General features: G+C 75.1%; 13 protein-coding genes and 2 tRNA genes. 5 read left to right on the plus strand and 10 right to left on the minus strand.

The genetic code is table 11. The annotated features are described in order from the left end of the window. Positions 1-33: 33 nt before the first annotated feature. The 9 genes from CNO22_RS21220 to CNO22_RS21255 all read right to left on the minus strand — a co-directional run bounded on the left by CNO22_RS21220 (position 34) and on the right by CNO22_RS21255 (position 6,162). Positions 34-1,032, minus strand: coding sequence for a penicillin-binding transpeptidase domain-containing protein (locus CNO22_RS21220; protein WP_100501251.1), 999 nt, complete (start codon positions 1,030-1,032; stop codon positions 34-36). Next, complete coding sequence (locus tag CNO22_RS21225; protein WP_100501242.1) at positions 1,011-1,361, minus strand: hypothetical protein; 351 nt, start codon at positions 1,359-1,361, stop codon at positions 1,011-1,013. Before CNO22_RS21225 ends, CNO22_RS21220 begins: the two co-directional genes overlap by 22 nt. Positions 1,362-2,175: 814 nt before the next feature. Further along, positions 2,176-2,463: a hypothetical protein gene (locus tag CNO22_RS21230; protein WP_100501243.1), complete on the minus strand. Its 288-nt coding sequence runs from the start codon at positions 2,461-2,463 to the stop codon at positions 2,176-2,178. Between the two features lie 291 nt (positions 2,464-2,754). Then, positions 2,755-2,901 carry a hypothetical protein gene (locus CNO22_RS27905; protein ID WP_157937053.1) on the minus strand — a complete coding sequence of 49 codons (147 nt, stop codon included), beginning with the start codon at positions 2,899-2,901 and terminating at the stop codon, positions 2,755-2,757. 249 nt (positions 2,902-3,150) lie between these two features. After that, a complete protein-coding gene (locus CNO22_RS21235; protein WP_157937054.1) occupies positions 3,151-3,939 on the minus strand; it encodes a hypothetical protein in 789 nt (262 codons plus the stop codon). After that, positions 3,936-4,439, minus strand: coding sequence for a hypothetical protein (locus CNO22_RS21240; RefSeq protein ID WP_100501245.1), 504 nt, complete (start codon positions 4,437-4,439; stop codon positions 3,936-3,938). The genes CNO22_RS21235 and CNO22_RS21240 overlap by 4 nt, the downstream gene beginning before the upstream one ends. A gap of 170 nt (positions 4,440-4,609) precedes the next feature. Beyond that, positions 4,610-4,682, minus strand: a tRNA-Arg gene (locus CNO22_RS21245). Between the two features lie 21 nt (positions 4,683-4,703). Then, positions 4,704-4,792: transfer RNA gene (locus CNO22_RS21250), tRNA-Ser, on the minus strand. A gap of 164 nt (positions 4,793-4,956) precedes the next feature. Then, positions 4,957-6,162, minus strand: a complete 1,206-nt coding sequence (locus CNO22_RS21255; RefSeq protein WP_100501246.1) for an MFS transporter — start codon at positions 6,160-6,162, stop codon at positions 4,957-4,959. Positions 6,163-6,310: 148 nt separating this feature from the next. Between CNO22_RS21255 and CNO22_RS21260 the strand changes: the two genes are divergently transcribed. The 4 genes from CNO22_RS21260 to CNO22_RS21275 all read left to right on the plus strand — a co-directional run bounded on the left by CNO22_RS21260 (position 6,311) and on the right by CNO22_RS21275 (position 10,006). Next, a complete protein-coding gene (locus tag CNO22_RS21260; RefSeq protein ID WP_100501247.1) occupies positions 6,311-6,844 on the plus strand; it encodes a CGNR zinc finger domain-containing protein in 534 nt (177 codons plus the stop codon). Positions 6,845-6,867: 23 nt separating this feature from the next. Further along, positions 6,868-8,304, plus strand: coding sequence for a bifunctional phosphatase PAP2/diacylglycerol kinase family protein (locus CNO22_RS21265; RefSeq protein ID WP_100501248.1), 1,437 nt, complete (start codon positions 6,868-6,870; stop codon positions 8,302-8,304). A 104-nt stretch (positions 8,305-8,408) separates the two neighbouring features. Continuing rightward, complete coding sequence (locus tag CNO22_RS21270) at positions 8,409-8,957, plus strand: DoxX family protein (protein ID WP_100501249.1); 549 nt, start codon at positions 8,409-8,411, stop codon at positions 8,955-8,957. After that, on the plus strand, positions 8,954-10,006 hold the full coding sequence (locus CNO22_RS21275; protein ID WP_100501252.1) for a PHP domain-containing protein: 1,053 nt from the start codon (positions 8,954-8,956) through the stop codon (positions 10,004-10,006). Before CNO22_RS21270 ends, CNO22_RS21275 begins: the two co-directional genes overlap by 4 nt. Here the strand turns inward: CNO22_RS21275 and galE are convergent. Then, on the minus strand, positions 10,003-10,986 hold the full coding sequence (gene galE / locus CNO22_RS21280; protein ID WP_100501253.1) for a UDP-glucose 4-epimerase GalE: 984 nt from the start codon (positions 10,984-10,986) through the stop codon (positions 10,003-10,005). The two genes, CNO22_RS21275 and galE, sit on opposite strands and share 4 nt — an antisense overlap. A 395-nt stretch (positions 10,987-11,381) precedes the next feature. On the opposite strand from galE, the gene CNO22_RS21285 reads away from it, so the two are divergent. Then, on the plus strand, positions 11,382-11,885 hold the full coding sequence (locus CNO22_RS21285) for a hypothetical protein (protein ID WP_100501250.1): 504 nt from the start codon (positions 11,382-11,384) through the stop codon (positions 11,883-11,885). Positions 11,886-12,061 lie beyond the last annotated feature (176 nt).

A 12,061-nucleotide genomic window follows, 5' to 3' on the forward strand; every position in this document is an offset into this window, starting at 1 on the left:
TTATCCGTGAGTCTTGTTTAATTTACAGATACGCTAACGGTGGAGGGTTCTACGACTGGTGTCGTCGCCGTGATAAGTGGTGAATAAGGTACAAGGCTCAGGCGCCGGTGGCGGCGTGGGCTCCGGCTCCGGCGACGGTCCAGGTGCCGGCTCCGGTGCGGGCTCCGGCTCGGGCGAAGGTCCAGGTGCCGGCTCGGGCGATGGCTCGGGCGCAGGTGCCGGGGGCGGCGGGGGCGTCCACCGGGAGCCGTTGCTGACCTGCACGGTGACCGTGCTGTCGAGGTCCACCACGGTGCCCGGCCGCGGGTCCACGGCGACGACGACGCCCGGCGCGCGGCCGCTGTCGACCCGCACCAGCGAGGTGTCCAGGCCGACCGAGCCGAGCAGCGACCGGCAGCGCTGCGCCGAGGCGCCGACGCACCCGCCGGGCAGCGTCTGCAGCGTGCCGGTGACGTAGCGCGGGTCGGCCGGCGGGAAGGGCACCGGCTCCCGCTCGGACAGGACCGGCGCCAGCGCGTCGTGCCAGATGCTCGCCGCCTTGCCCCCGCCGAACCCGCTGACGTCCCGGTTCTCGACCGGGTCGTAGACCATCACGCTGGCCGCGATCTCCGGGGTGTAGCCGACGAACGCGATCGAGTAGTTGTCCTGCGTCGTCCCGGTCTTGCCGGCGATCTGGTGGCCCGGCACGTACGCCCGGCGACCGGTCTGGCCCGGGTACCCCGGCTCGACGTCCTTGCGCAGCGCCTGGGTCAGCGTGTCCGCCAGCCCGGGGTCGACGACGGCGGGCGTGCAGCGGTCGGCCGGCAGCAGCTGGGCGCCGTCCGGGCCGGTCAGCGGCTCGCCGTCGCGGTCGAGCACCGCGTCGACGGGGGTGTGCACGCAGCGGGTGCCGCTGGCCGCGAGCGTGGCGTAGGAGTTGGCCAGCGCCAGCGGGCTGGTCGGCTCGGCGCCGAAGGTGAACGAGCCCCGGTTTTCGGCCACGATCCTGTCGGCAATCGGGTCCAGCGAGGTCAGGCCGAGTCGCTGGGCCATCCGCACCGGGCCCTCGACGACAGAGCAGCGCCGGCGACGGGCCAGACCATCCCCGGCGGACGGCCGACGACGGCCCAGATCAGTGCGCCAGCGGCGACGACGATCGCCAGTGAGCGCAGCACGGTGTAGGGCAGCGGCATCCCCGTCAGCGGCAGCAGTTGCGGCGGTGCGGCCCGGACCGCCTCGGCCAGGCCCGAGGGTGGGACCGGGCGCAGCGGCAGGCCGGCGTGTCTCAAGAGGGGCACCAACCCGGAGCGGCGCAGCGCCTCCGCTGGCCGGGTCAGCTCCTCGGCCTCGGGCACCCAGTCACGCAGGTCCAGCCGGACCACGCGGCGGCCCTCGGCGTCGAGGAGGTCGACCGCGCCCAGGACCTCCGGCGCGACGTCGGCCAGCAGCGGACCGCCGACGTGCTCGGCGACGACGACGTCGCCCCTGGACCGACCCGCAGCACACGCTCCACGTGCCCGGCCCGGAGCAGCCGCAGCTCCCCGGGCACCGCGTCGAGCAGCACCTCACGGACTACGGAGCGGTTGGGCAGGCCGCGGGCAGCGGGGCGGGCCGGAGCCGGTACGTCGGCGAGCTGGTCTGGGCGGGGACGGGAGGAGTGGGCGCTCATCCGGTGAGGGCGACGACGGCGGCGAGCACGCCGAAGAGCACGGCGACGATCGTCGCGATGGTCAGCAGGAACCAGTAGAACCCGGCGGTGAGCGGCCACAACGGGGCGGCGCCGGGGTGTGCCTTCTGGGCAGCCGGGTGTTGCGGAACCGCTCCTCGCGCACCGGGAGGCCGGTCGACTCGAGCAGCCCCATCGGCCAGGCCTGTCGAAGAGCACCTGCGTCAACATCCCGCTGCGGGCCAGCACGCGGCCACGGCTGTCCACCAGGAGCACGCGCCCGGCCAGCACCGTCTCCCAGGCGTTGGGCATCATCGGCGGGTACACCGCCCGCACCAGACCGGCCAGCTCACCGGAACCGTCCCCGATGCGGAGCTCCAGCCGTTCCTGCTTCGCACCGTCGCTCAGCCACGTCGCGGTGCCGGCCGAGCGGTCGACGACGAGGCGACAGCGCTCGATGCGGGGCCGCGGGTCGGGGACGACCTTGAGATCGCCCATCTCCGGCACCACGGGCCGGACCTCCAGCGCCGTCATGCCGGACTTCCCTCGTCGACCGCGACCCCCGCGGCCAGCGCGTCCAGCTCCGGCAGCCGCTGGTCGGTGTCGCGCGGGTCCGGGAAGGCCACGGACAGCAGCCAGGCGGCCTGGTCGAACGGGAACGCGTACGTCACATGGTCCGACACTGTCCGGGTGTCCTCGCGGAAGGCACGCTGCCGGATCCGGATCCGCCGCGGCCCAGGACCGGCGAGGTGCTCGATCTCCGGCTGGAGCAGCTGCAGCTCGGCAGGGAGCAGGACCTCGTCGACGACCGCGTCCACGGTCGTTCCGGCGGGGTACCTCAGCCTGTTGAGCCGCACGACCGACCGCGGCCCCCGGGCGGGCTCCGGGCCGAGGAAGAACGCCCCGAAGCACTCGCTGCGGAAGGGCGGCCTCGGCCAGCACGGCGAGCTGGGTGGCCAGCCGCTCGACGTCGAGGTGGCTGTAGGGCTGACGGGCCCCCTCCCACAGCTCCCGCGCCGCCTGCGGCGCCCACGAGTCGACGACGTCGGCCGAGGTGGCGTGCGCCCACAGGGCCGAGTGGTCGACGCGGATGTCCGGCGGGCGCCCGGTCATGCCGGAACCCAGCGCAAGCTGGTGGCCATCACGTCGAAGAGCCCCACGAGTGCGGGACCGAGCTGTTCGATGGAGGTCGAGAAGGCGAGCACGAGGATCCCGTCGGTTCCGGGGATGGGGACGTAGTAGTCGAGCCGGGTCACGCGCAGGACGCCGCCGGGGAGCTCTCCACCCGGTCGACCTGCTCCTCCCGGTTGCCAGGCCGGCGCTCCCCGGCGCACCGGCGACGTCGAGGGGCTCACTGCGCCGGTGGGCGCGAGCGCGACGCCGTTCGGGTCTGCGTGAGCGGAACGGCCACGGTGGCCACCAGGACGGCGAGCCCGATCATGACCCCGAGCACCACGCATGTGCTCGAGCCCGTCCGACACGCGGGAGGCGTCGGCCACGTCGTGCTACTGCAGTAGCCGGTACACGAGCAGGGCGACCAACGGCGAGACGAGCAGGGCCAGCAGGAGCCCCCGCCGGACCGGACTCATCGTCGGGACCGCCTCGCCCCGGTCGGCGGTCATCCCGCGGACGTCCTCCTCCAGCCCGGCGGAGACCCGCGTCAGGCGGAAGGCGAACCGGGTGGTCGCCGTGGCGCCGACGAGCCCGGCGACGAGGACCACGGCGCCGACGACGCCGGTGATGACGGCGAACGCCGCCCCCGGCTCCGCGACGCCGACGAGCACGAGGATCAGGCCGAGCCCGATCCCGGAGCCGAGGACGACGGCGCGGACCAGCAGCGGCGTCCGCACGGGACGCGTGTAGGCGGCCACGGACGTCCCGACAGAGACCGCGCGGAAATCCTCGTCCGCCCGGGCGTCGAACGGCATCCGGTGCTCGGGGCGGACGTCCCCGGCCGGCAGGGATCGGCCGGCCCGCTCCTCGGCCTCCCAGTCGAGCAGCCCCGCCATGAGTGCCCGGCTCTCCACCGCCATGCGGACTGCGACGACGACCGCCCCGAGCGCGACGACCGCTGCGACCGCGGCGACGGTGACCCCGCCGCTGCCCTCCAGCGCCGTGCCGGCGACCAGGCCGGCCAGGGCGACGACGACCATCAGCAGCGACTGCCCGACCAGTCGGCCCGGCGCGAACAAGCGTCGTTCGAGCACCGGCACGGCGTCCGCACGAGCTGCCAGGAGTTCACCGCGGGTGCGCCACGGCCGGTCGGCGCCGGAGGTGTTCGTCACGGTACTCATTTTGCTGGCTCCTCTGCGTCACTCCCGGGAGGTTCGGGCCGCACCCGGGAACGTCCGGCCATCACGGCCACCAGTCCTGCCAGCGCCGGCGCCTGGTCCTGCGCCAAGCACACGCCGACCACGAGCAGGCCGTGGGGCGCTCCCGGGGCACACGCGAGCGCCGCGGCGACGCCCACCTGCACCGGCGCGTCGGCCACCTCCCAGCCGCGCGCCGCCAGCCCGGCGAGCTCAGGCGGCGGGAGGACCTCGCGGCTGGCCATGAGGCCGACGCCCAGCCCCATGTCGGTCTCGTAGGTCTCCACGTAGCGCACCTCGTCGCCCTGCGCCCGGACGAGGTCGGCGAGCACGGCCGCCACGTCGATGTCGGGCTCGGCCGGCAGCTCCACCACGGTGGTGAGCACCTGCCAGCGGGCCGGCGTGCCGTCCGGCTGCGGCGCGCTCACCATGCCATGGCTGACCGCTCCGCGCGCCAGCATCGCCTCGCGCCAGGTCAGCAGCACATCGGCGCTCTGCGACCACAGGATGGCCGGGCCGTCCGGCCAGGTCTCGGGGACCAGGCGGGCGAGATAGGCCTGGGCCTGGTCGCACTCCGGGACGCGCCGGCACCCGGGAAAGACCGCGGCCCCGCGCTCACGAGGAGCGCGGGGCCGCGGGCTGTCTCAACCAGACGTGCACCCGAAGGGATTCGAACCCCTAACCTTCTGATCCGTAGTCAGATGCTCTATCCGTTGAGCTACGGGTGCGTGCTGTTCAGTTGTCGTGCGCGGAGGCTCCGGGATTTGAACCCGGGATGGGGATTAACCCAAACCGCATTAGCAGTGCGGCGCCATAGACCGGACTAGGCGAAGCCTCCCGGGGTCCGAGTCCCCCCGGAACCACCGAGAAGAGACTACCAGCGCCCCGGGAGCCCCCTGCAGCCCGGGTCCCCCGACCCCGACCGGTTGCGCGGAGACCGCCCCATCGGCGGGTCCGGACACGTCGCTCTCCGCGCAACCGCACCCGGGTCGAGGGGCACCCTCAGACGGCGACGGGCTCGGACACCTCCTCGCGGGCAGGGCACCGGCCGGGCACCAACGTCACCAGCACCGCGAGGGCGGCCCCGGCGACCGCGAGCAGCAGGCTGCCGCTCACCCCGGCCGGGCTCTCGATCAGCGCACCGCCGAGCGCGGCCCCGATGGCCGAGGCACCGGTAGCCATCGTCGACAGCCAGGTGAAGGCCTCGGTGGTGGCGTGCGCCGGGGCGATGGCGCCCACCAGCGAGTTCTGCACCGTCAGCGTCGGGGCGATCGCCGTCCCGCCGAGGAACAGCAGCGCACCGAGCACCCACGGGTCCGACGCCGCGGCCAGCGGGGCCAGGCCGATCGTCACGCCGAGCAGCAGCCAGCGGTACTGCCGCGGCAGCGAGGCGCTGACGACGCGGGCGCCGAACCACAGCCCGCCGGCGACCGAGCCCAGCGACCACAGGGCCAGCAGGACGCCGGACATGCCCGACGACCCGGCAGCGTCGGCGAACGCGGGCACGGCGACCTCGAGCGCGCCGAAGCCGAGCATGAGCGCCGAGCCGCTGAGCAGCACCCGCGGCATGCCGGGGGTGAGCACCGTGGCGAACGGGCTGGAGCGGTGCACGGCCGGCACGGGCGCCCAGCCCCGCATCGCGGACGACGTCGCGACGCCGAGCGCGCCGGCCACCGCGAGCGCTCCCGCGAGAGCGACCGCCCACGCCGGCGTGGCCAGCACCGCGAGCGCCGCGACGAGGGTCGGGCCGGCCACGAACACCAGCTCGGTGGCGGTCGCGTCCAGGGCGTAGGCGGTGCCGCGCACCCGCGGGTCGACCCGGGACCACAGCGCCCGCACCGCCCCGGACACGAGCGGTGTCGCGGCCCCGGCGGCGGCCGAGGCGGCGACGACCGCCACGGTCGGGGCTCCCCCGAGGACGACGGCCACGAGCAGGGCCAGCAGCACCGGGTGGACCGCGGCCTGGACCAGCAGCACCGGGCGCGGGGTGCGCCGGTCGGCCAGCCGGCCGAGCACCGGCGCCATCGCGGCCATCGCCAGGCCGTAGGTCGCCGACGCGAGACCGGCGACGGCGTAGGAACCGGTCTGCTGCTGCACCATGAGCAGCAGTGCGAGCGGGACCATGGCCGACGGGAGACGGCCGGCGAAGCCGGCGATCAGCAGCACCGGGGCGGACGGCAGACGCCAGACGGACAGGTACGAACGCACGACGAACTCACTTCGGGTAGCACGGAGCGGGAAGAGTAGGGGGTCAAACCCCGTTGACCCCCTACACGCTACGGGCGGTGGCGTAGGGGGTCAAGCGGGCGACGAAGCCTACGGCGTGTCGACGGCACCAAGAGCGGTAGGGGAATCCATGGACTACGACACCTACGGGTCCACAGCGGTCGAGCTGGCCATCGACCTGGCCAACGCCGACCGGGACGCCGGGCCGGACTGGGCCACGGCGTTCCTGCGCGCCCACGACGAGTGGTTCGAGCCCGGCAGCGTCCTCGACCTCTCCCCCGCCGAGACCGGACAGGCGGCCACGACCGCCGACCTGGTGCGCGCCGTCGCCGTCGCGCAGTCGGAGGCCGAGGTGATGGACCGGCTCAACGCGCTGCTCGCGCTCGCCCACCCGAAGCCCTACGCCACCGACCACGACGGCGAGTTGCACCTGCACTACGCCCGGCCCGACGCGCCACTGCTCGAGCAGCTGACGACGACGGTGGCGATGGGCCTGTCGCAGGTCGTCGTCCAGCACGGCTGGCAGCGGATCGGCGTCTGCTCGGCCGAGGGCTGCGACGACGTCTACGTCGACACCTCGCGCAACGCCAGCCGCCGGTACTGCTCCAACACCTGCGCCAGCCGCTCGACGGTCGCCGCCTACCGCGCCCGTCAGAAGTCCTGAACGCGACGGTCCGGGTCGGGCGCATGCGGAGCGCCCGGCACTGGGACGCGCGCCTGCACTCGCTGGTCGGTGGACTGCCGGACAGCCCCGCCGACGCCTGGCTGCGCCGGCTGACCACCGCCGCGGACCACGGCCGCGTGTGGATGGCCGTCGGCGCCCTGCTCGCCCTGCGCCGCGGGTCGCTGCGCCGCGGGGCGGTCCGCGGGCTGGCCTCGATGGCGGTCTCCAGCGGGCTGGTCAACTCCGCGCTCAAGCCGGTGTTCGGCCGCCGTCGTCCCGACCTGGGCGCGCACCCGGTGCACCGCCTGCTGCACGAGTCGCTGACCACGCACTCCTTCCCCAGCGGGCACTCGTCGTCGGCCGGGGCGTTCGTCACCGGCGTGGCGCTGGAGTGCCCGGCGGCCGGGGCGGCGCTGGCGCCGCTGGCGGCGGCCGTCGGCTACTCGCGGGTGCACGTCGGCGTGCACTACCCCGGGGACGTCGTCGCCGGCCTGGCCGTCGGCACGGCGGTCGCCCTCGGCGGCCGGCACTGGTGGCCGGTGCGGCCGACGGCGCCCGCCCGGGTGCGGACGGCGCGCGGCGCCCCGGCCCTGCCCGGCGGCGAGGGCCTGGTCGTCGCGGTGAACCCGCGGTCGGGGCCCGCGGACTACGACCCGGCCGCGGAGGTCCGCCGGCTGCTGCCCCGCGCGGAGGTCCGCGAGCAGACCGGCGGGACGACGATCGCGGGCCTGCTGGAGGAGGCGGCCCGCTCCGGGCGGGCGCGGGCGCTGGGCGTCGCAGGGGGCGACGGCAGCGTCGCGGCGGCCGCGGCCGTGGCGGTCGCCTCCGGCCTCCCGCTGGCGGTGCTGCCCGCGGGCACGCTCAACCACTTCGCGCGCGACGTCGGCGTGCGCACCCTCGAGGCGGCCACCGCCGCCGTCGGCTCGGGGCAGGCGGTCGAGGTCGACGTGGCGGAGGTCAACGGGACGCCGTTCCTCAACACCGCCAGCATCGGCAGCTACCCGGAGATGGTCCGCCGCCGCGACGCGCTGGCCGGGCGGCTGGGCCGGTGGACGGCGATGGCGGTGGCCGCGGCGCAGACGCTCCGCCGGGGGACGCCGGTGTCGCTGCTGCTCGACGGGCGGCCCGTGTCGGTGTGGGTGCTCTTCGTCGGCAACGGCCGCTACACCCCGCGCGGGCTGGCCCCGGCGTGGCGGCCGCGGCTGGACGACGGGCTGCTCGACGTCCAGTACCTGCGCGCCGACGTCCCCCTCAGCCGCACCCGCGCCGTCCTCGGCTCGCTGCTGGGCCTGAGCCCGCACGTCTCCGGCTACGCCCAGGGCCAGGCGCGGCGGGTGCGGGTGGTCTCCCTGTCGGGCCCGCAGGCCGTCGCCTACGACGGCGAGACCGGGGCGCCGGCCACGGCGTTCGACTTCACGAAGCACGGGACGCTGACGGTCTACTGCCGCCGCACCGCTTGACCCAGCGGAGTGGCGGCGATCTCACTACGGTCCGAGCAGGGGTGTCCCGGCGCGTACCGGGGCACTGAGCCGAGCCAGAGTCCCCGAACCGAAAGAGGTCACCCATGTTGGTCCGCCGGATCGCCCGGCCGCTGCTCGCGTCGTCGTTCGTCTACGGCGGCATCGACACCCTGCGCAACCCGCAGAGCCGGGTGCCGGGTGCCGCGCCGGTCGTCGAGCAGATCGCCGCGAAGGCCGACGAGCAGCTGCCGGTGCAGGTGCCCCGGGACGTCGAGCAGTGGGTGAAGATCGACGCCGGGGTGAAGGTCGCCGCCGGCTCGCTGCTGGCGCTGGGCAAGCTGCCCCGCCTGTCGGCGCTGGCCCTCTCGGCCAGCATCGTGCCCACCACGCTGGCCGGGCACCGCTTCTGGGAGCACGACGACCCGAAGGAGCGCTTCGGGCAGCTGTCGCACTTCCTCAAGAACCTGGGGCTGCTCGGCGGGCTGCTGATCGCCGCCGTCGACACCGAGGGCAGGCCGTCGGTCGGCTACCGCGCCCGCCGCGCCGCCACCAAGGCCGCCGACGCCACGGAGAAGAACCTGGAGAAGGCCCAGAAGCGGGCCGCCCGGGCCCAGCGCAAGGCCGAGAAGAAGTACAAGAAGGCCTCCCGCTGAGCGATCCGCTCCCGCCCGCGGCCGCGCTCCGGAGGATCGCCTTCCTCCTGGAGCGCGCCCGCGAGCCCACGCACCGCGTGTCGGCCTTCCGCACCGCCGCGGCTGTCGTCGACACCCTCGGCCCGGACGAGCTCGACCGGCGGATCCGCACGAGGACGCTCACCGACCTGCGCGGCATCGGGCCGAAGACGGGCGCGGCGATCGTGCAGGCGCACGCCGGCGAGGTGCCCGAGTACCTGGCCCGCCTGGAGGAGTCCCACGGCGAGCTGGTGCCGCTGGCCGACGACGTCGCGGAGTTCCGCGCCCTGCTGCGCGGCGACCTGCACGTGCACTCGGACTGGTCCGACGGCGGCAGCCCGATCCGCGAGATGGCCGAGGCCGCCATCGGGCTGGGCCACGAGTACCTGGCGCTGACCGACCACTCGCCCCGGCTGACCGTCGCCAACGGGCTGTCGGCCGAGCGGCTGGAGCACCAGCTCGACGTCGTCGCCGCGCTCAACGAGGAGCTCGCCCCGTTCCGGATCCTCACCGGCATCGAGTGCGACATCAACGTCGACGGCAGCCTCGACCAGACCGACGAGCTGCTGGGGCGGCTGGACGTCGTCGTCGCCAGCGTGCACTCGGACCTGCGCGCGGACTCCGCGGCGATGACCGAGCGGATGCTCACCGCGGTGGCGAACCCGCACACCGACGTCCTCGGGCACTGCACCGGCCGGCTGCTGGTCCCCCGCGAGCAGCGGGAGGGACGACGGCAGCGGCCGCGGCCGGAGAGCGCCTTCGACGCCGAGGCGGTGTTCTCCGCCTGCGTCGAGCACGGCACCGCGGTGGAGATCAACTCCCGGCCGGAACGGCTGGACCCGCCGCTGCGGCTGCTCACCCTCGCCGTCGACCTGGGCTGCGAGTTCGCCGTCGACACCGACGCCCACGCGCCCGGTCAGCTCGACTGGCAGGGCAACGGCTGCGAGCGGGCGGTCGAGTGCGGCGTCCCGGCCGAGCGGGTGGTCAACACCCGCAGCGCCGACGACCTGCTGGCCTGGACCGGCGGTTAGCCCCCCGGCGCGGCCTGCGCCTGCCAGCCCGCCCACGCCGAGGCGACCATCTCCTCGACGCCGTGGGCCGCCGTCCAGCCGAGTTCCCGGCGGATGCGCTCGGCCGAGGCGACCACCCGTGCCGGGTCGCCGGCACGCCGCGGGGCGACCACCGGCTCCGACCACGACTCGCCGGCCGTGCCGGTGACCCGCCGGATGGTCTCGACCATCTCCCGCACCGACACCCCGTCGCCGCGGCCGATGTTGGCCGTCAGCGCATCGACGCGCCCCTCGGTCAGGGCGGCCGCGGCCGCGACGTGCGCCGAGGCGACGTCGGCGACGTGCACGAAGTCGCGGATGCAGGTGCCGTCGGGGGTGTCGTAGTCGTCGCCGAACACCTGCGGCGGGCGCCGGGCGCTGAGCTGCCGGAACACCAGCGGCACGAGGTTGGCCGCGCCGCGGTCGGCCAGCGCTGGGTCGGCGGCGCCGGCGACGTTGAAGTAGCGCAGCGCCGCGTAGCGCAGCCCGGTGGCCGGGGCGACGTCGGCCAGCATCTGCTCACCGATCAGCTTGGTCCGCCCGTACGGGTTCACCGGCAGGCACGCGGTGTCCTCGTCGACCAGGTCGACGTCCGGCGCGCCGTAGACGGCGGCGCTGGAGGAGAAGACGAACTGCTCCACGCCCGCGGCCGTGACCGCCTCGAGCAGGGCGCGCAGCCCCTCGACGTTCTCGCGGTAGTAGCGCAGCGGCTGCCGGACCGACTCCTCGACCTGCTTCTTCGCCGCCAGGTGCACCACCCCGCGGACGCCGTGCTCCCGCAGCGTGCGGGCCACGGTCGCGCCGTCCGCGACGTCGGCCACCACCAGGGGGACGTCGCCGAGGCGGTCCGCGACGCCCGAGGAGAGGTCGTCGAGCACGACGACCTCCTCGCCGGCGTCCCGCATGGCCACGACGACGTGCGACCCGATGTAGCCGGCTCCGCCGGTGACCAGCCACGTCACGGGCGGAGCCACCCGCCGGCCGGGGCGGGCGCGCACCGGGTCCGTCGCACAGCCGACAACCTAGGGCGGCCGCCCTCGCCACGCAGCAGCGGGCCGGTCACGCAGGACGGGGGGCCGCCACGGAGGGTCACGACGAACGCCGCCGCCAGGGGACGGGGCGTCAGCCGCCGACCCTTCGGATCAGTGAGTGCTCCGGCACATGCGGTGACGTCTCGCCCGGTCGTCGTCGACGGGATCCCGGCGGTCGACCACGCAGCGTGAGTACGGGCCTGGCGCGTCTCGTTGCCGCGCGGCAAGGGGTTGACCCTTCCGCCGGGCGTCGGCATGGTCCGCCGCACGCGATCACGGGGACGCGCACGTCAGCGGCGCCCACCCGACGATGGAGGGTGGGACACATGGAGCCGCGGGAGGACGTCGCATCCGCGCGCGCCGTCCCCACGCGCCCGGCCGCCGCCACGCGCTGGGCGCGCCGGCTGGTGCTGTCCGCCGCGCTCTCCGCCGGGTTCTGGACGGCGCTCGGCCTGTCCCACGACGTCTCCGCCGCCGAGGAGGCGCACCCCGCCGCGGTCGCCGCGGTCCTCGACGCGGCTCCGGTCCGGCCCTCCGCGGGCGCGCCTGCGGCCGGCGAGGCCGCCTCGCCCAACCCGCTCGACGCCCCACCGCCTCCGGCCGCCGGAGGACCCGGCAGCGGGGGTCCTCCGCCCGGTCCCGAGCCGGAGCCGACGGCGGGTGACGGGACACCGGGAGCCCCCGGTGTCCCGGTCCTGCCCGCCCCGGCACCCTCCGCGCTCCGCCCGGCGTGCCCGGAGGAGACCCGCGCCGATGCGGCGCCAGAGCAGTGCGACGCCGGCGGTGGAGAGACCGGCACGGCGACGCCTCGGCCCCCGACCTGTCTCTGATACACATATCCGAGCCCACGAGAGTGTACTAGATCTCGTATGCCGCCTCATCGAAGAAAACAAAAAACTGTCGCCCAAGATCCCGATCTCGACGGCGTCGTTGTGTGTCTACTCTCCACTCGCGATGTCTCACAACAATAACGCGCAGCCGCGCCTCTATCAGCGTGTGCTCCTGC

This window comes from Geodermatophilus chilensis, assembly GCF_002802985.1.
Taxonomy (GTDB): Bacteria; Actinomycetota; Actinomycetes; order Mycobacteriales; family Geodermatophilaceae; genus Geodermatophilus; species Geodermatophilus chilensis.

Coding starts and splice junctions, on each gene's coding strand:
- CNO22_RS21220 (WP_100501251.1), bottom strand. CDS start 1,032: ATGGCCCAGCGACTCGGCCTGACCTCGCTGGACCCGATTGCCGACAGG.
- CNO22_RS21235 (WP_157937054.1), bottom strand. CDS start 3,939: ATGAGTACCGTGACGAACACCTCCGGCGCCGACCGGCCGTGGCGCACC.
- CNO22_RS21260 (WP_100501247.1), top strand. CDS start 6,311: ATGGACTACGACACCTACGGGTCCACAGCGGTCGAGCTGGCCATCGAC.
- CNO22_RS21265 (WP_100501248.1), top strand. CDS start 6,868: ATGCGGAGCGCCCGGCACTGGGACGCGCGCCTGCACTCGCTGGTCGGT.
- CNO22_RS21270 (WP_100501249.1), top strand. CDS start 8,409: ATGTTGGTCCGCCGGATCGCCCGGCCGCTGCTCGCGTCGTCGTTCGTC.
- CNO22_RS21285 (WP_100501250.1), top strand. CDS start 11,382: ATGGAGCCGCGGGAGGACGTCGCATCCGCGCGCGCCGTCCCCACGCGC.